Annotated in this window: 18 protein-coding genes and 1 pseudogene; 16 read left to right on the top strand and 3 right to left on the bottom strand. The window is 64.4% G+C overall.

The window, feature by feature from the left end; translation table 11 throughout:
• Positions 1-67: 67 nt before the first annotated feature.
• The 3 genes from IVB47_RS20405 (at position 68) to boxB (ending at position 4,210) form a co-directional block, all read left to right on the top strand.
• The gene (locus IVB47_RS20405) at positions 68-886 is read left to right on the top strand and encodes an alpha/beta hydrolase (RefSeq protein WP_247463678.1); all 819 of its coding nucleotides are present in this window, start codon (positions 68-70) and stop codon (positions 884-886) included.
• A gap of 81 nt (positions 887-967) precedes the next feature.
• Complete coding sequence (gene boxC / locus IVB47_RS20400) at positions 968-2,656, top strand: 2,3-epoxybenzoyl-CoA dihydrolase (RefSeq protein ID WP_247463676.1); 1,689 nt, start codon at positions 968-970, stop codon at positions 2,654-2,656.
• 117 nt (positions 2,657-2,773) lie between these two features.
• The gene (gene boxB / locus IVB47_RS20395; RefSeq protein ID WP_247358105.1) at positions 2,774-4,210 is read left to right on the top strand and encodes a benzoyl-CoA 2,3-epoxidase subunit BoxB; all 1,437 of its coding nucleotides are present in this window, start codon (positions 2,774-2,776) and stop codon (positions 4,208-4,210) included.
• Between the two features lie 53 nt (positions 4,211-4,263).
• Here the strand turns inward: boxB and IVB47_RS20390 are convergent, their stop codons facing one another.
• Entirely contained in the window at positions 4,264-5,064 is an 801-nt protein-coding gene (locus IVB47_RS20390) for an SDR family oxidoreductase (protein ID WP_247404466.1), read from the bottom strand.
• Positions 5,065-5,188: 124 nt separating this feature from the next.
• Positions 5,189-6,247 (bottom strand): polysaccharide deacetylase family protein, encoded by a 1,059-nt coding sequence (locus IVB47_RS20385; RefSeq protein WP_247463674.1) that lies wholly within the window; start codon positions 6,245-6,247, stop codon positions 5,189-5,191.
• A 164-nt stretch (positions 6,248-6,411) separates the two neighbouring features.
• Between IVB47_RS20385 and IVB47_RS20380 the strand changes: the two genes are divergently transcribed.
• The 11 genes and pseudogenes from IVB47_RS20380 (at position 6,412) to phoB (ending at position 16,737) form a co-directional block, all read left to right on the top strand.
• Positions 6,412-7,806 (top strand): OmpA family protein, encoded by a 1,395-nt coding sequence (locus IVB47_RS20380; protein WP_247463671.1) that lies wholly within the window; start codon positions 6,412-6,414, stop codon positions 7,804-7,806.
• Between the two features lie 2 nt (positions 7,807-7,808).
• A complete protein-coding gene (locus IVB47_RS20375; protein WP_247285315.1) occupies positions 7,809-8,105 on the top strand; it encodes a hypothetical protein in 297 nt (98 codons plus the stop codon).
• Between the two features lie 77 nt (positions 8,106-8,182).
• Positions 8,183-8,470 (top strand): annotated as a pseudogene (locus IVB47_RS20370) (haloalkane dehalogenase); the annotation flags it as partial.
• A 508-nt stretch (positions 8,471-8,978) separates the two neighbouring features.
• Positions 8,979-10,034 carry a lysylphosphatidylglycerol synthase domain-containing protein gene (locus tag IVB47_RS20365; RefSeq protein WP_018456061.1) on the top strand — a complete coding sequence of 352 codons (1,056 nt, stop codon included), beginning with the start codon at positions 8,979-8,981 and terminating at the stop codon, positions 10,032-10,034.
• A gap of 33 nt (positions 10,035-10,067) precedes the next feature.
• Positions 10,068-11,366, top strand: coding sequence for an ATP-binding protein (locus IVB47_RS20360; RefSeq protein ID WP_247357609.1), 1,299 nt, complete (start codon positions 10,068-10,070; stop codon positions 11,364-11,366).
• Between the two features lie 143 nt (positions 11,367-11,509).
• Positions 11,510-12,523 (top strand): phosphate ABC transporter substrate-binding protein PstS, encoded by a 1,014-nt coding sequence (pstS, locus tag IVB47_RS20355; protein ID WP_106941486.1) that lies wholly within the window; start codon positions 11,510-11,512, stop codon positions 12,521-12,523.
• Positions 12,524-12,621: 98 nt separating this feature from the next.
• Positions 12,622-13,611 (top strand): phosphate ABC transporter permease subunit PstC, encoded by a 990-nt coding sequence (gene pstC, locus IVB47_RS20350; RefSeq protein WP_247285473.1) that lies wholly within the window; start codon positions 12,622-12,624, stop codon positions 13,609-13,611.
• A 4-nt stretch (positions 13,612-13,615) separates the two neighbouring features.
• A complete protein-coding gene (gene pstA / locus IVB47_RS20345; protein WP_018456065.1) occupies positions 13,616-14,461 on the top strand; it encodes a phosphate ABC transporter permease PstA in 846 nt (281 codons plus the stop codon).
• Positions 14,458-15,279: a phosphate ABC transporter ATP-binding protein PstB gene (gene pstB / locus IVB47_RS20340; protein WP_027565896.1), complete on the top strand. Its 822-nt coding sequence runs from the start codon at positions 14,458-14,460 to the stop codon at positions 15,277-15,279. The genes pstA and pstB overlap by 4 nt, the downstream gene beginning before the upstream one ends.
• A 10-nt stretch (positions 15,280-15,289) precedes the next feature.
• On the top strand, positions 15,290-16,006 hold the full coding sequence (gene phoU / locus IVB47_RS20335) for a phosphate signaling complex protein PhoU (RefSeq protein ID WP_247285324.1): 717 nt from the start codon (positions 15,290-15,292) through the stop codon (positions 16,004-16,006).
• Between the two features lie 23 nt (positions 16,007-16,029).
• A complete protein-coding gene (gene phoB / locus IVB47_RS20330) occupies positions 16,030-16,737 on the top strand; it encodes a phosphate regulon transcriptional regulator PhoB (protein ID WP_007597871.1) in 708 nt (235 codons plus the stop codon).
• 247 nt (positions 16,738-16,984) lie between these two features.
• On the opposite strand, the gene IVB47_RS20325 is transcribed toward phoB, so the two are convergent.
• Positions 16,985-17,497, bottom strand: coding sequence for a GcrA family cell cycle regulator (locus IVB47_RS20325; RefSeq protein WP_007597869.1), 513 nt, complete (start codon positions 17,495-17,497; stop codon positions 16,985-16,987).
• A 455-nt stretch (positions 17,498-17,952) separates the two neighbouring features.
• On the opposite strand from IVB47_RS20325, the gene IVB47_RS20320 reads away from it, so the two are divergent.
• Positions 17,953-19,155 (top strand): aspartate aminotransferase family protein, encoded by a 1,203-nt coding sequence (locus tag IVB47_RS20320; protein WP_247463668.1) that lies wholly within the window; start codon positions 17,953-17,955, stop codon positions 19,153-19,155.
• On the top strand, positions 19,155-20,102 hold the full coding sequence (gene argF / locus IVB47_RS20315; RefSeq protein ID WP_247463665.1) for an ornithine carbamoyltransferase: 948 nt from the start codon (positions 19,155-19,157) through the stop codon (positions 20,100-20,102). The genes IVB47_RS20320 and argF overlap by 1 nt, the downstream gene beginning before the upstream one ends.
• Positions 20,103-20,212 lie beyond the last annotated feature (110 nt).

Genomic DNA, 20,212 nt, shown 5'->3' with positions numbered 1-20,212 from the left:
GATTGAGGAGCGACGTGGATGCCCGGGTCAAGCCCGGGCATGACGACGGAGAAGGACGGACGAAGAAATGACTCTCACTCCCACCGGCTTCCTCAGCATCGGCAACGCCAGCCTCGAATACAAATGGCTCGCGCCGAAATCCGCCGATGCACCCACCATCGTCATGCTGCACGAAGGCCTCGGCTCCGTCGGGCTCTGGGGTGACTTCCCGGAAAAGCTGCAGCAGACAACCTCCGCCGGCATCTTTGCCTATTCGCGTGCAGGCTATGGCCAATCGAGCCCGGTCACGTTGCCGCGCCCGCTCGACTACATGCAGCGCGAGGCCTTGGACGTGCTGCCGAAGATCCTCGACGCGATCGGCTTCAGGCGCGGCCTGCTGCTCGGCCACTCCGACGGCGCCTCGATCGCGACGATCTATGCCGGCGCGCATCAGGATCATCGCCTGAACGGCCTCGTGCTGATCGCGCCGCATTTCATCGTCGAGGACATCTCGGTGAAGTCGATTGCGGACATCAAGACCACCTTCGAGACCACCGACCTGAAGGCAAAGCTCGCGCGCTGGCACAAGGACGTCGACAACGCCTTCTACGGCTGGAACGCCGCCTGGCTCGATCCGAAATTCCGCGACTGGGATATCTCGGAATATCTCGCCTATATCCGCGTCCCCGTCATGATCCTGCAGGGAGCGGACGACCAATATGGGACATTGCGTCAGGTCGAGATCGCGCAGCAAGAATGCTATTGCCCGGTCGATTTGAAAGTCATTTCAGGCGCGGCGCATTCTCCCCACCGCGAAGCTCCGGGACAGACGCTTGACGCGATTGAGCAATTTGCAGCAGCTTCGCTGCGCGAAGGCATGAAACAAAATGCATGTTCGGTCGCTTAACGGGTAGACGCGCGCGAAAATGTGCATTATTGTGCATCTAACACGACAGCGAAAACGCGTAATCAAGCTCAAGGGTGGCCCATGGCCGGGGAAGATCGGCGCCTCGCAGGCGGCGCGACATTCATCGATTTCCAGACCGAGCCGTCCCGCTACCGGCACTGGAAGCTCGCGATCGACGGTGACGTCGCCACCCTGACCATGGACGTCGATGAGAACGGCGGCCTGTTCGAGGGCTATCTGCTCAAGCTCAATTCCTACGATCTCGGCGTCGACATCGAGCTTGCCGACGCGGTCCAGCGCCTGCGCTTCGAGCACCCCGAGGTGAAGGTCGTGGTGATGCGCTCGGCCAAGAACCGCGTGTTCTGCGCCGGCGCCAACATCCGCATGCTCGCGGGCTCGACGCATGCCCACAAGGTCAATTTCTGCAAGTTCACCAACGAGACCCGCAACGGCATGGAAGACTCGTCGGAGAATTCCGGCCAGCGCTTCATCACCGTGGTGAACGGCTCGGCCGCCGGCGGCGGCTATGAGCTCGCGCTCGCCACCGACTACATCATGCTCGCCGATGACGGCGCGTCCGCCGTCGCCTTGCCCGAAGTGCCGCTGCTCGCCGTGCTGCCGGGCACCGGCGGCCTCACGCGTGTGGTCGACAAGCGCAAGGTGCGCCGCGATCACGCCGATTTCTTCTGCACCATCGAAGAAGGCGTGAAGGGCAAGCGCGCCGTGCAATGGCGCCTGGTCGACGAGATCGCGCCGAACAGCAAGCTCGAAGGCAAGGTTGCCGAGCGCGCGAGGGAATTCGCCGACAGCTCGAAGCGCAAGGGCAGCGGCAAGGGCATCGCGCTGACGCCGCTCAAGCGCATCATCGATGAGACCAGCATCCGCTATGGCTTTGTCAGCGTCGACATCGACCGCGCGGCACGCATCGCCACGATCTCGATCAAGGCGCCTGAAGCCGCGCCGCCCGCTGACATCGACGGCATGATGGCGCAGGGTGTCGCGTTCTGGCCGCTCCAGGTCGCGCGCGAACTCGATGACGCCATCCTGCATCTGCGCATCAACGAGCTCGAGATCGCCATGCTGGTCTTCAAGAGCCATGGCGACCGCGCCCATGTGCTCGCCTGCGACGCCTTCCTCGAAGCCAACAAGGCGCACTGGCTGGTCAACGAAATCAGGCATTACTGGAAGCGCGTCTTGAAGCGCATCGACGTCACCTCGCGCACGCTGGTGACGCTGGTCGAGCCCGGCTCCTGCTTCGCCGGCACGCTCGCCGAACTCGTCTTCGCCGCCGACCGCTCCTACATGCTGATCGGCACGCGCCAGGGCGACAACCGCCCGCCGCCGTCGATCGAACTGTCAGCGCTGAATTTTGGCCCTTATCCGATGAGCCATGGCCTGACGCGGCTTCAGTCGCGCTTCCAGGCCGATCCAGCCGATGTGGAACGCGCGGAAGCCACGATGGGCACCGCGTTGGACGCCGAGCAGGCCGAAGAGCTCGGTCTCGTCACCTTCGCGCTCGACGACATCGACTGGGACGACGAGGTCCGCGTATTCCTGGAGGAGCGCGCCAGCTTCTCGCCCGACAGCCTCACCGGCATGGAAGCGAACCTGCGCTTCGTCGGCCCCGAGACGATGGAATCGAAAATCTTCTCGCGCCTCACCGCGTGGCAGAACTGGATCTTCCAGCGCCCGAACGCGGTCGGTGAGGAAGGCGCGCTGCGCCGCTACGGCAGCGGCCAGAAGCCGAAATTCGATATGACGCGAGTCTAGCGAGTGGGGAGTGGCGAAGGGCGAATAGGGATTTCCATTCGCTACTCGCCACTCGCCACTCGCCATTCGCACCCTTTAAACGAGTAAGTCCCCCACGGGAGGTCCTCCATGAACATCATGAACGTCGACTACTCGACCAAGATTCCGAACAACGTCAATCTGGCCGAAGACCGCCAGGTGCTCAAGGCGCTGGAAGGCTGGCATCCCGGCTACATGGACTGGTGGAAAGACATGGGGCCGGAAGGCTTCCAGGAATCGCTGGTGTACTTGCGGACCGCCTATTCGGTCGATCCGCGCGGCTGGGCCAAGTTCGACTACGTGCGGATGCCCGAGTATCGCTGGGGCATTCTCCTTGCTCCCCAGGAAGAGAACCGCGTCGTGCCGTTCGGCGAGCATTTCGGCGAGCCGGCCTGGCAGGAAGTCCCGGGTGAATATCGCGCCATGCTGCGCCGTCTGATCGTGATCCAAGGCGACACCGAGCCTGCCTCCGTGGAGCAGCAGCGCCACCTCGGCAAGACCGCGCCCTCGCTGTACGACATGCGCAATCTGTTCCAGGTCAATGTCGAGGAAGGCCGTCACCTCTGGGCGATGGTGTACCTGCTGCAAAAGTACTTTGGCCGCGACGGACGTGAAGAGGCCGACGATTTGTTGCGTCGCCGTTCGGGTGACGCCGACTCGCCGCGCATGCTGGGCGCCTTCAACGAGGCGACGCCGGACTGGCTGTCCTTCTTCATGTTCACCTATTTCACCGACCGCGACGGCAAGATGCAGCTGCACTCGCTGGCGCAGTCCGGCTTCGATCCGTTGTCGCGCACCTGCCGCTTCATGCTGACGGAAGAAGCGCACCACATGTTCGTCGGCGAGACCGGCATCACGCGTGTCGTGCAGCGCACCTGCGATGCGATGCGGGAAGCCGGCATCACCGATCCCACCGATATCGCGAAAGTCCGCGCGCTCGGCGTGATCGATCTGCCGACCATCCAGAAGAAGCTGAATCTGCACTATACGCTGTCGCTCGATCTGTTTGGCTCGGAAGTCTCGACAAACGCGGCGAACGCCTTCAACACCGGCATCAAGGGCCGCTATCACGAGACCCAGATCGACGACGATCATCAGCTCAAGAACGCGACCTATCCGGTGCTGAAGTTCATCGATGGCGAGATCAAGCTGGTGGACGAGCCGGCGCTGACCGCGCTCAACATGCGCCTGCGCGACGATTACAGCCAGGATTGCGTCAAGGGCATGCTGCGCTGGAACAAGGTGATCTCGACCTCCGGCTACCAGTTTCAGCTCAAGCTGCCCAACGTCGCCTTCCATCGCCATATCGGCGAGTTCAAGAGTATCCACGCGACGCCCGACGGCATTTTGATCGACGATGCCACCTGGGCGAAGCGCAAGGACGAATGGCTGCCATCGACCGCCGACGGCGACTTCATCACCTCGCTGATGCAGCCCGTCACTGAGACCGGCCAGTTCGCCTCCTGGATCTCGCCGCCGAAAGTCGGCATCGACAACAAGCCCGGCGATTTCGAGTATGTGAGGATCGAGTCGTAGGCCGGGACGACACTGGAGTGTGAGGTGAGGGCGTCGTTCTGACGCGCCCCCGCCTACCCCGCGATCTCCAGGCCCGCGTTCGCGTACACCACGCCGCCATCCACCGCGATGGTGTTGCCGACCACGTAGTCACCGGCGCGCGAGGCGAGATAGATCGCCACGCCGGCCATGTCCTCGTCGGTTCCGATCCGCCGCGCCGGAATGCGCTTGGCGACCTCGTCCGAATGGTCGCGCGCAGCCCGGTTCATGTCGGACTTGAACGCGCCGGGCGCGATCGCGGTGACGTTGATGTTGTCCTTGATCAGTTTCGTCGCCATGCGCCGCGTCAAATGGATCACCGCGGCCTTGCTCGCAGCATAGGAGTAGGTCTCGCCGGGATTGACGAAGATGCCGTCGACCGAGGCGATGTTGATGACCTTGGCGGGCCGCTCATGCGAAGCCGCCGCGCGCAGCGGCTTGGCCAGCGCCTTGGTCAGGAAGAACAGCGACTTGACGTTGAGGTCCATTACCTTGTCCCAGCCGCTTTCGGGGAATTCGTCGAACTCCGCGCCCCAGGCAGCCCCGGCATTGTTGACGAGGATGTCGAGCTTCGGCTCCAGCTTGATGATTTCGCCAGCGAGCCTGTCGCAGCCGTCGACGGTCGAGATGTCGATCGGCAGTGCGATGCATTCTCCGTCATACTGTGCGGAGAGCTCGTTCGCGGTCGCCTCGCAAGGCCCGGCCTTGCGCGCGGTGATGTAGACCTTCGCGGCCCCTGCGCTGAGAAATCCCGCCGCGATCATCTTGCCGATGCCGCGCGAACCGCCGGTCACCAGCGCGACGCGGCCTTTGAGCGAGAACAGATCGTTGAACATGGTGCCTCCCTTGGTTTGCGCCGGTTGTGAGCGGGGTGGGGAGGGGAGTCAAGGAAGGCGCCGCATCATCGTCCTGGCTTTCGCCAGGACCACGTCTGAGTTCGGGCAGCGAAGACGGAGAAATTTAAGCCGCCGCGATCCTGCGGAAGCCGTTCCACATCGCGGTCGCGGCGCCCGAGGTCAGCACCGGCAGAATCCGCGTGTCCTGGTAATTGCCGTTGAGCGAGACCCGTGGCAGCGCGGTCATGTGGCCGGCGTTTTCGGCGAACAGCATGCCGGGTCGCGTCGTCACCGCGGTCTTGAAACCGGCGGATGCAGCGAGCACGAATTCACGCTCGCCCGCCGCCTCGCGATCGCCATAGGGATAGGCAAGATGCTGGACATTGCGGCCGAGCGCCTGCTCGATCCGGGCGCGGCTCACCGCCATCTCCTGCGTGGCGATCGCTTCGCTTTGCTTGGCGAGATTGCAATGGCTGACAGAATGCGCGCCGATCGTGACCAGGGGATCGGCGGCAAATGTCTTCACCTCGTCCCAGGACAGGCAGAGGCTGCGGCACAGCGCGGCCATGTCGACACCGTACTTCGTGCAGAGCGCCTCGATCTCGCGCTTGAGATCGTGCTCGCCGGGCAATGCGCGCAACCAGTCGTGCAGACGGTCGAACGCCGCCTGCTTGGCGGCTGGCGTCGTCGCATCGAGCCGCAGCGCGGCATTGCCGATCGTCACCTCGATCTGCTCGGCCTTGGCGATCACGGCCTCCAGCGCCTCCCACCACAGCCGACCCGTGCCCTCCGCGAAGTCGCTGGCGACATAGACCGCCAGAGGCGCGTCAAATTCGCGCAGAACCGGCAGCGCAAAATCGAGATTGTCGCGATAGCCATCGTCGAGCGTGAAGGCGGCGAAGCGGCGGTCGAACCGGCGCTGCACCAACCGCTCATGCAGCTCGTCCATGCTGACGATGTCGATCTCACGCGAGCGCAGATGGCACAGGGTCGCGCGCAGGAATTCGGGGGTGACTTCGAGATGCCGGTTCGGCTGAAACGCCGCGGCCCGGGCCGGCCGCACGTGATGCAGCATGAAAATGGCGCCGACGCCCGACAAAAGCGGGCGCAACAGGTGGTGGGCGCCGCTGAAATAGAGTGCTTCCAGCCCGGCGCGGATGACGTTGTTACGAAGTTGTTTCATGACCCGCTGGCGGACTTTGGCATTCCGCCTTCAACTTACGGAAGAACCCTTGAAGAAAAAGTTATTCCAATTGTCCACGCCCGGCCTTCGGAAGGGCGTCATTTCCGGTTTGACAGCCCGCCAAGGGTTTGTTTTGTCTCCGGTTCCAGAGTTCGGGTCGTCGAATGCAGAAGCTTTTCAGGTGGGCCAGCAAATGGTGGCCGGGGCTCATCCCCCTGGCCGTCATGTGGGGATTTGCGGCCTGGAATAACACTTTGCCGGTCGAGGCGGACCTTTCCGCCCGCGGCTCGGCGGCGCTAAAGGATACCGTTCTGGACAAGACCCGGATCGCGGTGGACGGCCGCGACGTCAGCCTGGCTGCGGAGGCCTTTTCCGAGGAGGGGCGCCGCGACGCTGTTGTGGCGGTCGAGACCGTGCCCGGCGTGCGCCTGGTCGACGACCGGACCCGCCTCGTTCCCGAGGCAAAGCCCTTCGTCTGGAACGCCGAACGCGACGTGGTGCGGGTGACGCTGTCAGGCTCCGCGCCCCTGCCGTCGATGAAGGGCCGCCTGACCGAGGCGGCCCGCAAGGAGGTCGCCGGTACCGAGGTGGCCGATCAGATGGGTTTGGCCCGCGGCGCGCCGCCGCGGTTCGAGGCGGCTGCGATGCTGCTGCTCGACCAGATCGGCAAGCTCAAGGACGGCAAGATCACGATCACAGACACCAAAGTCACGCTGTCGGGGATGGCGCGCGATCTCGGCGGCCGCGAAGCGGTTGCAGCGGCGCTCAAAAACCTGCCCGAGGGCTTTTCGATCGCCGCCAACGACGTCAAGGCGCCGCCTTACGTCTTCCAGGCCTACAAGGATCCGGTGGCTGCGACCGTGACGCTGACCGGCTATGTCCCCGACAACAATGTCCACGCCGCCATCGCCACCAGCGCGTCGCGGAAATTCTTCAACGAAAAGGTCGTCGACAATCTCAAGGCCAGCGTCGGCGCGCCCGGTGCCTTCAGCCCCGCCGTGGTCGCAGCGCTCGGCGCGCTGTCGCGACTGTCGACCGGCACGCTCGTCGTGTCCGACCGCGAGGTGAAGCTGTCGGGCGATGCGCTATATGAAGGTGCCGCCAACGACATCCGCGCAGGCCTCGGCAAGGATTTTCCGAAAAATTGGCAGTACAAGCCGGAAATCACCGTGAAACCCGCAGCCGGGCCGGTCGACGGCACCGTGTGCCAGCAATTGTTCTCGGAGCTCTTGGCCAAGGCCAAGATTCGCTTCGGGGCGAAGCGCGCCGACATCGATCCGGATTCCGCCGGCATTCTCGATCATCTGATCGAGACGGCATTGCGATGTCCCACCACCAATATCGAGGTCGCCGGGCATACCGATGCCGACGGCGAGGATTCCTTCAACCAGGCACTCTCGGAGAAGCGCGCGCAGGCGGTGATCGACTATCTGGTCAAGGCCGGCCTGCCTGCCAGCCGCTTCACCGCGGTCGGCTACGGCAGCACGCAGCCGGTCGCCGGCAATGACAGCGAAGACGCCAAGGCGCAGAACCGCCGCATCGAATTTCTGGTGAGGTGACGATGCCCTATCTCGTCTCGTTCCATCTGGGCTGGCTGATCGGCTCGCTGCTGCTCGGCTTCTGCATGGGCTGGATCTCGGTGGTCCAACGCGGCAACGGCACCTCGAAGGTGACCGCGCGCTGGCTCGCCGTGCTTGTTGCCGGCCTGGTCGCGGCCTCGCTCGCGCATGTGGTCCCCGGCCGCTTCGGCTACTGGCTCGACCTCGGCCTGATCATGTTCGCCTGCTACCTCGTCGGCGCCGCCATCGGCGCCTGGCTGCGCGACCGGGTGGTCGCGCGCAGCATGCCGCCGGCCTGAGTTCGAATCCGCTGGGCCTCAAACTCCGATAACTCATCGCTCGGCAGGTGAAACGCGAAGAGGCGTCGTGGGCGCTTGACATGCCGATCGCAGGCGAGCCCGCTGACGTTTATCAGGCGCTCCAGTCCGCGCATGCAGTGCTGGCCGCGTCGTCCTATCCAAAGCTCCTGTTCACCGGCGAGCCCGGAGCTCTGGTCGCACCGGAATTTGCCGAACGGTTCGCAGCCTCCCTGAAGCACTGCGCGCTGGTTCGTCTCGGCGCCGGCCTGCATTTCCTCCAGGAGGATCACCCCGAGGCGATCGGGCGCTCCGTCGCCGGCTGGATCGCGGGCATCGAGGCGGTGCGCCCGCAGCTTGCGGCCTGAGCAGAACGCTACCTCCGAACGACGTGCTCATCGCGGCCGCTGGCGGGCGGCCGCAATGACGTCTGTGATGTCGCAGTGCAACCGGATGATCGAGCGCGAGCCGTCGGCCACGTAATCGTGCGCGCCGCAGCGGCCGCGCGCGGCGTGACCCTCTTTCAACAGCGGAATCCCGCCCATAGATTGATTTCGACTTAAGCCGTGACGGAACATTGTACGGCCGAAATCATCAAAACTTCATGGCGTCTGCGCAGGATTGCCATGGAGATTCGCGTCAGGCTTGCCGCCGAAAGCGCCAAACCGTGCATCAGGAGCCCGCAACCTGCCTAAAACCTTGAAGCCACGACTTTTTGTTCGAATTGTCGAATTCCACTCCGCCCCAAAACGCGCTAGTGGAGGGGCAGGGGGCATGCGCGATGCCGGAGCCGCCGGCGAGGATTCGTCGGGTGCCTGCGTGTCGTCCGCCTGTTCGCCGGCCACCCTGGCCGCTGAAGCGTTGTTCGAGGTTTAGATGCTGGAAGCCATACGCAGGGCGATGTCGTTTCTGCGCCAGAAGCAAATCCTGCATAAGCTTGGAGTTGTGATCAGCGTCGCGGTCATCGGCATCGCTTGCTATGTGCTCTACCACATGCTGCGCGGCATCGATGTCAACGAAGTCCTCGAAGCGATCAAGAGCACCGAGCCGAGCCAGATTGCGATGGCGGCGCTGTTCGTCGCCGCGGGCTATTTCACGCTGACCTTCTACGACCTGTTCGCCGTGCGCGCGATCGGCCACCCCCACGTGCCCTATCGGATCAACGCGCTCGCCGCCTTCACCAGCTATTCGATCGGCCACAATGTCGGCGCCAGCGTCTTCACCGGCGGCGCGGTGCGCTACCGCATCTATTCCGCCTACGGCCTGAACGCGATCGACGTCGCAAAAATCTGTTTCCTCGCCGGCCTGACCTTCTGGCTCGGTAATGCCGCGGTGCTGGGCCTCGGCATCTCCTATCATCCGGAGGCCGCGGCCTCGATCGACATGCTTCCGCCCTGGCTCAACCGGATGCTGGCGATGATGATCATCGTCGGACTGGTCGCTTACGTGGTCTGGGTCTGGACCCAGCCGCGGATGGTCGGCCGCGGGCCCTGGACCGTGATGCTGCCGGGCGGCCCGCTGACCCTGCTCCAGATCGCGATCGGCATCATCGATCTCGGCTTCTGCGCGCTCGCGATGTACGTGCTGGTCCCGGACGAGCCCAATCTCGGCTTCGTGGTGGTCGCGGTGATCTTCGTCTCGGCCACGCTGCTCGGCTTTGCCAGCCATTCGCCCGGAGGCCTTGGTGTGTTCGACGCGGCGATGCTGGTCGGGCTCTGGCAGATGGACCGGGAGGAGCTGCTGGGTGGGATGCTGCTGTTCCGCGTCCTCTATTATCTGTCCCCTTTCGTCATTTCTGTAATCTTGCTGACGTTTCGCGAAGTTATCATCGGCGCGCGATCGAAACGCCTGCAGCAGGCGGCGCTCAAGCTCGACCCCGGCCCCGCACCTGAAGCCGCTTACGTGAGAAAGCGCAGCGACAGCGGCGCCTGACCGGCGCAAAGTCCTTTGGAGAAGCCCGCCCCGATGGCGATCGACGCCCCATCTTCTCCCTCCTCCCAGCCCTGGTCCGACCGGCTGCGGCACTCGACCGTCATCCTGATCGCCGCGGCGCTGGCACTGTCGGTGGTGGTCTCGCTGGGCGAATTGTCGGCACTGCATGCGATTGCGGTGTTCGTCTGCATCGCGGCCGCAGCGCTGATCCCGTGGCGCCTGCACGATACCGCCGCCTCGCGCGAAGAGACCCGCCGCGTCAACCCGGTCGAGAGCGCGGCAGTCGCCGCGGTGGTCGCCGGCATGCCAGATCCCGCGGTGCTGCTCGATCGCGCCGGCCGCGTCATCCATCTCAACGCTGCGGCCGCCCAGCTCGCGCCGGCGCTGCGCCGGAATGAGCTCGCCCAGTTCGCGCTGCGCTCGCCCGAGATCATCACGGCCCTGCGCGAGTCGATCGCGACCACCGAGCCGCGGCGCGCGACCTATCTCGACCATGTCCCGGTCGATCGCTGGATGGAGCTGACCATCACGCCGGTGCCGGTGCCGACCACCTTCGGCGGCGCCGACAAATGCATGCTGATGACCTTCCACGACCAGACGCCGCTGCGCCGGGTCGAGGAGATGCGGGCCGATTTCGTCGCCAATGCCAGTCACGAGCTGCGCACCCCGCTGGCCGCGCTGTCCGGCTTCATCGACACGCTCCAGGGCCAAGCCAAGGACGATCCCAAGGCGCGCGAGCGCTTCCTCGGCATCATGCACAACCAGGCCACCCGGATGGCGCGTCTGATCGACGATCTGCTGTCGCTGTCGCGGGTGGAGCTGTCGGCCCATGTGCGGCCCGACACCCTGGTCGACCTGCTGCCGATCATCTTGCAGGTCGCCGACGGGCTCGAGCCGCTGGCCCGGGAACGCCAGGTCGAGGTCGAGACCCAGCTGCCTGAGACCCCGGTGCTGATCGCGGGCGACCGTGAGGAGCTGCTCCGCCTGTTCGAAAATTTGATCGAGAACGCGCTCAAATACGGCGCCTCGGGCGGTCGTGTCATCGTGTCGCTGACGTCCAGTTCCGCCCCTGATGGAACTCAGGAAATCCGGGTCCTGGTCCGGGATTTCGGCCCCGGCATCGCGCCGGAACATTTGCCGCGGCTGACGGAGCGGTTCTACCGGGTCGATGTCGGCGACAGCCGCTCGCAGGGCGGCACCGGCCTCGGATTATCGCTGGTGAAACATATTCTTAACCGCCATCGCGGCCGGCTTTTGATCGAAAGCGTGCCCAAGCAGGGCGCCACTTTCGCTGCCTGTTTCCCCCAGGGCAAGCCTGCGGCTCTGAGCTAAATTCCAGCGATTTCAGTTGCTTAACACTGTCATCCGACTGTCACCAAACCTTCGTAAAAGCTCAGCTGTCCGCTCCTAAAGGGGCGGCACGGGGAGCGCGATCGGGCGCGGATGGCGCTTCGCTCCCCTGTATGGAGACCAGCATGAATTTCCTCAAAACACTCGTCGCTGCTGGCATGGTCGCCGCATCGACGACGGCGGCCTTTGCTGCCGACATCACCGGTGCCGGTGCGACGTTCCCGTTCCCGATCTATTCCAAATGGGCCGACGCCTACAAGAAAGAGACCGGCAACGGCCTGAACTACCAGTCGATCGGCTCCGGCGGCGGCATCAAGCAGATCCAGGCCAAGACCGTGACCTTCGGCGCCAGCGACGCGCCGCTCAAGGCCGAGCAGCTCGAGAAGGACGGCCTCGTCCAGTGGCCGATGGTGATGGGTGCCATCGTTCCCGTGGTCAACATCGAGGGCGTGAAGCCCGGTGAGATGGTGTTCGACGGCGAGACGCTGGCCAGCATCTATCTCGGCAAGATCACCAAATGGGACGACGCCGCGATCAAGAAGCTGAACCCGAACGTGAAGCTGCCCTCGGAAGCCATCACCGTGGTCCGCCGTTCGGACGGTTCGGGCACCACCTTCAACTTCACCAACTACCTCGCCAAGGCCAGCGCGGACTGGAAGAGCAAGGTCGGTGAAGGTACCGCCGTCGAGTGGCCGGTCGGCGTCGGCGCCAAGGGCAACGAAGGCGTGTCCGGCAACATCAGCCAGACCAAGAACTCGATCGGTTACGTCGAGTACGCCTATGCCAAGCAGAACAAGCTGACCTACACCGGTCTCGTCAACAAGGCCGGCAAGCCGGTGCAGCCCACCGTCGAAGCGTTCCAGGCGGCCGCCGCCAACGCCGACTGGGCCAAGGCTCCCGGCTACTACGTCATCCTGACCGACCAGCCCGGCGAGAAGTCGTGGCCGATCACGGCGGCGACCTTCATCCTCATGCACAAGGACGCCACCGACAAGGCGGCCTCGCAGGAAGCCATCAAGTTCTTCCGCTGGGCCTTCAAGAGCGGCGGCAAGGCGGCTGAAGAGCTCGACTACATCCCGATGCCGGATCCGGTCGTTCAGCTGATCGAGAAGACCTGGGCTGCCGACATCAAGAGCTAGGCTCGCGACGCTCGTGCCCCGGATGCGCTGCGCCGCATCCGGGGCACGGACCAACAAAAAACGTATACTATTTGGTACAGGGGATCGGCGTGGCAGAGATGGCCGTTCAGAGCGATGTAATCGACGACGCCGGACCGTATGATCGCGCCAAGGCCTTGAGCGCGTTCAAGCTCGGGGACGTCACCTTCTACTGGATCACGCGGCTCTCCGCGATCTCGGTGCTTCTGATCCTCGGCGGCATTATCCTTTCGCTGATCGTCGGCGCCTTCCCGGCGATGAAGGAATTCGGGGTCTCGTTCCTGTGGACGCAGCGCTGGGCGCCGTCCGCCGATCCGCCCGTGCTCGGCGCGCTCGGGCCGATGTACGGCACGCTCGTCACCTCCTTCATCGCGATGCTGATCGCCATTCCCGTGGGTCTCGGCATTGCGATCTTCCTCACCGAGCTCTGCCCGCAATGGTTGCGCCGCCCGATCGGCATGGCGATCGAGCTGCTCGCCGGCATCCCCTCGATCATCTACGGCATGTGGGGCTTCTTCGTGTTGGGGCCGTTCCTCGCCAACACGTTCCAGCCCTTCATGATCAAGATCTTCGACGGCGTGCCCGTGCTGGGCGCGATCTTCGCAGGTCCCCCGTCCTATCTCAGCCTGTTCAATGCCGCGCTGATCCTCGCCATCATGGTGCTGCCCTTCATCACCTCGATTTCGGTCGACGTGTTCAAGACAGTGCCTCCGGTGCTGAAGGAAGCCGCCTACGGCGTCGGCTGCACCACCTGGGAAGTCGTCCGCAGCGTGGTGATCCCCTACACCCGCGTCGGCGTCATCGGCGGCGTCATGCTGGCGCTGGGCCGCGCGCTCGGCGAGACCATGGCGGTGACCTTCATCATCGGTAACTCGTTCCGGATCTCGTCGTCGATCTTCGCCCCCGGCACCACGATCTCGGCGGCGATCGCATCCGAGTTCGCCGAGAGCGACGGCCTGCACCAGTCCGGCCTGATCCTGCTCGGCCTCCTGCTGTTCGTGCTGACCTTCTTCGTGCTCGCGGCGGCGCGGCTGATGCTGATGCGGCTGGAAAAGAAGGCGGGGAACTGACGCCATGAATCCGATCTATTCACGCCGCCGCCGCAAGGACATCGTCGTCCGCGGGCTCTGCATCGCCGCAACCGCCTTCGGTGTCACCTGGCTCGCGCTGATCCTGATTACGCTGCTCTACAACGGACTGGCCGGACTCAATGTCCAGCTGTTCACCGAGAACACGCCGCCACCGGGATCGAACGAGGGCGGACTGCTCAACGCCATCGTCGGCTCGCTGATCATGACCGTGATCGGCGTCGGCATCGGCGCGCCGCTCGGCATGTTCGCCGGCACCTATCTCGCCGAGTACGGCCGCAATGACCGGCTGACCTCGGTGATCCGCTTCATCAACGACATCCTGCTCTCGGCACCCTCGATCATCATCGGCCTGTTCATCTACGGCGCGGTGGTGGTGCCGATGCGCGGCTTCTCGGCGATCGCGGGCTCGCTCGCGCTCGCGGTCATCGTGATCCCGGTGGTGCTGCGCACGACCGAGGACATGCTGCTGCTGGTGCCGAACGCGTTGCGCGAGGCGGCCTCGGCGCTCGGCCTGCCGCGTTCGCTGGTGATCAAGCGGATCGCTTATCGCGCTGCCCGTTCGGGCCTCATCACCGGCGTGCTGCTCGCGACCGCCCGCGTCGCCGGTGAAACCGCGCCGCTGCTGTTCACCGCGCTGTCGAACCAGTTCTTCAGCCTCGGCCTGAACAAGACGATGGCAAACCTGCCGGTGACCATCAACAACTTCGTGCAGAGCCCCTATGCCTATTGGAAGCAGCTGGCCTGGAGCGGCGCGCTGCTCATCACCCTGACCGTTCTTGCCCTTAATATTTTCGCGCGCATCCTTGGCGCCGAGAGGACCGCAAAATGAGTGATCTTTCCGTATCGATGAGCGCGTCAGGTGGACTGCCGCACGCGGCAGTGCTGCCGGAGGCGCCCCCCAAGGTGACCGTGCGCAACCTGAACTTCTATTACGGCGAGCACCACGCGCTGAAAAACATCAACCTGACGCTCGGCGCCAACCGCGTCACGGCGTTCATCGGTCCGTCAGGCTGCGGCAAGTCGACCCTGCTGCGCATCTTCAACCGGATGTACGACCTCTATCCCGGTCAGCGCGCCACCGGTCAGCTCATGCTCGACCAGACCAACATCCTCGACGGCAAGCTGGACCTCAATCTGCTGCGCGCCCGCGTCGGCATGGTGTTCCAGAAACCGACGCCGTTCCCGATGACGATCTACGAGAACATCGCGTTCGGCATCCGTCTTTATGAGAAGATCTCGAAGTCCGAAATGGACGGCCGCGTCGAGAAGGCGCTGCGCGGCGGCGCGCTGTGGAACGAAGTCAAGGACAAGCTCAACGCCTCCGGCCTGTCGCTCTCCGGCGGCCAGCAGCAGCGCCTCTGCATCGCCCGCACCGTCGCGGTGCGGCCCGAGGTGATCCTGTTCGACGAACCCTGTTCGGCGCTCGACCCGATCTCGACCGCCAAGGTCGAGGAGCTGATCCAGGAGCTGTCCGAGGATTACACGATCGCGATCGTCACCCACAACATGCAGCAGGCGGCGCGCGTCTCCGACAAGACCGCCTTCATGTATCTCGGCGAGTTGATCGAGTTCGACGACACCAGCAAGATCTTCACGTCGCCGTCCGACCGGCGCACGCAGGATTACATCACCGGCCGGTTCGGCTAGGAGACGCGACATGGGTTCTGAACATACCGCAAAGGCCTTCGACACCGACCTCCAGGAACTCACGCGCCTGGTCGCCGAGATGGGTGGCATCGCCGAGCGCATGATCGTCGAGTCCGTCGACGCATTGATCCGCCGCGACGTCCCGCTCGGCCAGCGCGTCGTCGCCATCGACACTGAACTCGACGCGCTGCAGAAGCGCATCGAGGAACGCGCGGTGCTCACCATCGCCCGGCGCCAGCCAATGGCGGTCGATCTGCGCGAGATCGTCGGCGCCATGCGCGTCGCGACCGATCTCGAGCGCATCGGCGACCTCGCCAAGAACATGGGCAAGCGCGTTGCGGCGCTGGAGACGGACTTCCATCCGCTCAAGCTGTTCCGCGGCCTCGAGCACATGACCGACCTCGTGCAGCAGCAGGTCAAGTCGGTGCTGGACGCCTATGCCGCGCATGATTTGCCGGCGGCGATGGCGGTGTGGAAGGGTGACGAGGAAGTCGACGCCATCTGCACCTCGCTGTTCCGCGAGCTCCTTACCTACATGATGGAGGATCCGCGCAACATCTCGTTCTGTATTCACCTGATGTTCTGCGCCAAGAACATCGAGCGGATCGGCGACCACGCCACCAACATCGCCGAGACCGTGTTCTACATGATCGAGGGCCAGGCGATCACCGACAAGCGGCCGAAGGGCGACATGACGACCTTCGCCAGCACGGTACCGAACACCTGAAGACTTAAGGGAGCGACGACCCGATGGGCGCACGCATTATGGTGGTTGAGGACGAGGAAGCCCTGACCGAGCTTCTCCGCTACAACCTCGAAGGCGACGGCTATGACGTCGAGACGGTGATGCGCGGCGACGACGCCGACACCCGCCTCAAGGAGCACATCCCCGATCTGATCGTGCTCGACTGGATGCTGCCGGGCCTGTCAGGCATCGAACTGTGCCGGCGGCTTCGCACCCGTCCCGAGACCAAGCAGCTCCCGATTATCATGCTCACCGCGCGCGGCGAGGAGAGCGAGCGGGTGCGGGGTCTTGCGACCGGCGCCGACGATTACATCGTCAAGCCATTCTCGGTGCCGGAGCTGCTGGCGCGCGTGAAAGGCCTGCTGCGGCGCGCAAGCCCCGAGCGGCTCGCCACCGTCCTTGCTTTTGGCGACATCGAGCTCGACCGCGACAAGCGCCGCGTGGCGCGCTCGGGCCGGCCGATCGATCTCGGTCCGACCGAATATCGCCTGCTGGAGTTCTTCCTGGAGCACCCGGGACGGGTGTTCTCGCGCGAGCAACTGCTCGACAGCGTCTGGGGCCGCGACATCTATATCGACGAGCGCACCGTCGACGTGCATATCGGCCGCCTGCGCAAGCTGCTCAATCTCGGCCGCGAGCAGGACCCGATCCGCACCGTCCGCGGCGCTGGTTACGCGCTGGATGATCGGTTTGCCAAGGCGGAGCAGGTGTAGGGTTGCAGCCTTGTTTGTTGGCAAGCTGTCCCCGAATTCTTCGACGTCGCCACGGACAAGCGAGCGAAGCGAGCGCTGATCCGGGACCCATAACCACCGAACGTGGTTTGGCGAAGACTCGGAATGACTCCTTTCGCGCAACAACTGCGCGCTCGGAATATGGGTCCCGGTCTCCGTGCGCAATTGCGCACTAGGCCGGGACGAGACTGAAATCGTTGAGCCGTCTTCGCGCGGGGACTTGCGGTAATTAGCGCGGCCCCGGCTTCACCGGTGCACGCCGCCGATCCGACGCCGGCTGGTACGCGACGCGCGAGTGCTGGGCGCAATAGGGCAGGCCGGACAGCGCCCGTCCACCGCAGAAGAAGAAGTCCGGGCTCGAGGGATCGCCGACCGGCCAGTGGCAGGTCGCCTCGTTCAATTCCAGCAGTGACAGCCGCTGGCTCATCGGCACCACGTTGTCATAGGTGACCGGATCCGGCTCAGCCTCGACCTCGAAGGCCTGCGCCAGCGCGGTGTTGCCGCGCGAGATCGGGCGGCTCACCCGCATCATGTGCTGCGCGGGGCGCGCCTTGCGCGGCCGCGGCGCTGCCGACGAAGGGCTCTTGGCGCGGCCCGAGAGGCCGAGCCTGTGCACTTTGCCGATCACGGCATTGCGGGTCACATTGCCGAGCTCCGCCGCGATCTGGCTGGCCGAAAGTCCGGCCTCCCAGAGCTTTTTCAGCTGCTCGACGCGATCATCGGACCAGGTCAAAACCGTCATTGCACCCTTTCCCTCGCTGCGCGCCAGCCATCCTGGGGCCTCGCAGCGAATGCCTAAGCCTTCAAAAACCCGTGCCGCCAGAATCCCTTAAGGCTCGCCGGGCGCGTCTTGAACGCCCGAACGTTTACGCCGGTACATAAGGACTTAAAGATCAGAACCACTGCACGAGATGTCGTATCTGACAATCCAAACGCTACAATATGGCGTGACTCCCGCGCAAGAGTCCGCCGACTCGCTTCCACATGTTCCGTGACTAAATCCCGCAAAATCGGCACCGCAAGACTACGGATTCAGCGTTTCGCGAGGCTTTCCGGGCGGCATTGACACCCGTTTCACCAAGCCTAAGATAGTCGCACGTGCCGCCCGCAAGAGGCGGCACGTTTCGTTTTCCGGGCCGGTCGATGGTGCGTTGCGCAATGCACGCTCACACCGTCCGCAACATTCAAGTGACCGTCATGACTAACAGCGCAGCGCCGCATTTGCTCCCCGTTTTCGCCAGGTCCGACCTCGGTTTCGAGCGTGGCGAAGGCTGCTGGCTGATCGCGACCAATGGCGAGCGCTATCTCGATTTCACCTCCGGGGTGGCGGTGAATGCGCTCGGCCATGCCCATCCGGCGCTGGTCGCGGCGTTGCAGGAGCAGGCCACGAAGCTCTGGCACATGTCGAACCTGTTCCAGAGCCCGGACGGCGAAAAGCTCGCCGCGCGCCTGTGCAATGAAAGTTTTGCGGATTTCGTGTTCTTCTGCAATTCCGGCGCCGAAGCGCTGGAATGCGTGATCAAGGTCGTGCGCCGTTATCACGCCGCGAAGGGCCATCCAGACCGTTATCGCATGATCACCTTCGAAGGCGCCTTCCATGGCCGCACGCTGGCGACGCTGGCCGCGACGGGTTCGGCAAAATATCTCGAAGGTTTCGGTCCCCCGATGGAGGGCTTCGACCAGGTTGCGCATGGCGATCTCGACGCGGTGAAAAAGGCGATCGGTCCGCAGACCGCCGGCATCCTGATCGAGCCGATCCAGGGCGAGGGCGGTGTGCGTTCGGCAACGCCCGCCTTCCTGAGGGCGTTGCGCCAGCTCTGCGACGAGAAGGGTCTGTTGCTCGCCTTCGACGAGGTGCAAACCGGCATGGGCCGCACTGGCGATCTGTTCGCGTACCGCCGCCTTGGCGTCGAACCCGACGTGATGTCGCTGGCCAAGGCGCTCGGCGGCGGCTTCCCGATCGGCGCGTGCCTTGCGACCGCGGAAGCGGCGTCCGGCATGACACCGGGCTCGCACGGCTCGACCTTCGGCGGCAATCCGCTCGCGATCGCGGCTGCGAACGCCGTGCTCGACGTCATGCTCAAGCCCGGCTTCTTCGACCACGTGCAGAGGATGTCGCTGTTGCTGAAGCAGAAGCTCGCTTCCGTGATCGACCGCCACTCTGATGTCGTCAGCGAAGTGCGCGGCGAGGGCCTCCTGATCGGCATCAAGGCCGTGGTGCCTTCGGGCGATCTCGTTGCCGCCTTGCGCGCCGAAAAGCTGCTCACCGTCGGTGCCGGCGACAATGTCGTGCGTTTCCTGCCGCCTTTGATCGTCACCGAAGCCGAGATCGAGGACAGCGTCGGGCGGCTCGAGCGCGCCTGCACCGCGTTATCCGGCAACAAGCGGGCGGCAAGCTGATGAGCAAGTCGCTCGATAATACACCCAAGAAAACACCGAAGCACTTCCTCGATATCAACGAGCTGCCGCTGTCGGAGCTCAAGCGCATGCTCGCCGCGTCCTCCGCGATGAAGGCGAAGCAGAAGGCGCATCAGCCGGTCAGGCCGCTCGAAGGCAAGACGCTGGCGATGATCTTCGAGCGCCCCTCGACGCGGACGCGGGTGTCTTTCGATGTCGCCATGCGCCAGCTCGGCGGCGAGCCCATCATGCTCACCGGCGCCGAGATGCAGCTCGGCCGCGGCGAGACCATCGCCGACACCGCGCGCGTGCTGTCGCGCTATGTCGACGCCATCATGATCCGAATCCTCAATCACGATGCCCTGCTGGAGCTTGCGGCGAACGCCACCGTTCCCGTCATCAACGGCCTGACGCGGCGCTCGCATCCCTGCCAGGTGATGGCCGACCTCATGACCTACGAGGAACATCGCGGCCCGATCGAGGGCAAGACGGTGGCCTGGACCGGAGACGACAACAACGTGCTGGCGTCCTGGGCGCACGCCGCCGAGCGCTTCAAATTCCAGCTCAATGTCGCGACGCCTCCGGAGCTCGCCCCGAAAAAAGCCATGCGCGACTTCATCAAGGCGACCGGCGCGCCGATCATGCTCGGCACCGATGCCGAAGCCGCCGTGCGCGGCGCCGATTGTGTCGTGACCGACACCTGGGTGTCGATGGGCGACAAGGAAGGCGAGCACCGCCACAACGTGCTCAAGCCCTATCAGGTCAATGCCCAGCTGATGTCGCTGGCCAAGCCGGATGCGCTGTTCATGCACTGCCTGCCCGCCCATCGCGGCGAGGAGGTCACCGATGAGGTAATCGACGGTCCGCAATCCGTCGTGTTCGACGAGGCCGAAAACCGCCTGCACGCGCAGAAGGGCATTCTGGCCTGGTGCTTCGACGCGGTGAAGTAGATCGACGCGGCGAGCTAACTTTGTGTCGTCCCGGCGAAGGCCGGGACCCATACCGCGGAATCTCTCTTGTGGCAGATCGGCGGAGGCAACGAGTTTTCGCCAAACCAATA

The organism is Bradyrhizobium sp. 62 (genome assembly GCF_023073035.1).
Taxonomy (GTDB): domain Bacteria; phylum Pseudomonadota; class Alphaproteobacteria; order Rhizobiales; family Xanthobacteraceae; genus Bradyrhizobium.
Note: the sequence above shows the minus strand (reverse complement) of the source record. Positions and strands in the feature narration are given on the sequence as shown.

Bases quoted from the DNA above. Each gene is read 5' to 3' on its own strand.
- IVB47_RS20385 (WP_247463674.1), bottom strand. From the start codon at position 6,247: ATGAAACAACTTCGTAACAACGTCATCCGCGCCGGGCTGGAAGCACTC.
- IVB47_RS20375 (WP_247285315.1), top strand. From the start codon at position 7,809: ATGCCCTATCTCGTCTCGTTCCATCTGGGCTGGCTGATCGGCTCGCTG.
- IVB47_RS20365 (WP_018456061.1), top strand. From the start codon at position 8,979: ATGCTGGAAGCCATACGCAGGGCGATGTCGTTTCTGCGCCAGAAGCAA.
- boxC (WP_247463676.1), top strand. From the start codon at position 968: ATGGCCGGGGAAGATCGGCGCCTCGCAGGCGGCGCGACATTCATCGAT.
- pstA (WP_018456065.1), top strand. From the start codon at position 13,616: ATGAATCCGATCTATTCACGCCGCCGCCGCAAGGACATCGTCGTCCGC.
- IVB47_RS20320 (WP_247463668.1), top strand. From the start codon at position 17,953: ATGACTAACAGCGCAGCGCCGCATTTGCTCCCCGTTTTCGCCAGGTCC.
- phoU (WP_247285324.1), top strand. From the start codon at position 15,290: ATGGGTTCTGAACATACCGCAAAGGCCTTCGACACCGACCTCCAGGAA.
- pstC (WP_247285473.1), top strand. From the start codon at position 12,622: ATGGCCGTTCAGAGCGATGTAATCGACGACGCCGGACCGTATGATCGC.
- argF (WP_247463665.1), top strand. From the start codon at position 19,155: ATGAGCAAGTCGCTCGATAATACACCCAAGAAAACACCGAAGCACTTC.
- pstS (WP_106941486.1), top strand. From the start codon at position 11,510: ATGAATTTCCTCAAAACACTCGTCGCTGCTGGCATGGTCGCCGCATCG.
- IVB47_RS20390 (WP_247404466.1), bottom strand. From the start codon at position 5,064: ATGTTCAACGATCTGTTCTCGCTCAAAGGCCGCGTCGCGCTGGTGACC.
- IVB47_RS20405 (WP_247463678.1), top strand. From the start codon at position 68: ATGACTCTCACTCCCACCGGCTTCCTCAGCATCGGCAACGCCAGCCTC.
- pstB (WP_027565896.1), top strand. From the start codon at position 14,458: ATGAGTGATCTTTCCGTATCGATGAGCGCGTCAGGTGGACTGCCGCAC.
- IVB47_RS20380 (WP_247463671.1), top strand. From the start codon at position 6,412: ATGCAGAAGCTTTTCAGGTGGGCCAGCAAATGGTGGCCGGGGCTCATC.
- IVB47_RS20325 (WP_007597869.1), bottom strand. From the start codon at position 17,497: ATGACGGTTTTGACCTGGTCCGATGATCGCGTCGAGCAGCTGAAAAAG.
- phoB (WP_007597871.1), top strand. From the start codon at position 16,030: ATGGGCGCACGCATTATGGTGGTTGAGGACGAGGAAGCCCTGACCGAG.
- boxB (WP_247358105.1), top strand. From the start codon at position 2,774: ATGAACGTCGACTACTCGACCAAGATTCCGAACAACGTCAATCTGGCC.
- IVB47_RS20360 (WP_247357609.1), top strand. From the start codon at position 10,068: ATGGCGATCGACGCCCCATCTTCTCCCTCCTCCCAGCCCTGGTCCGAC.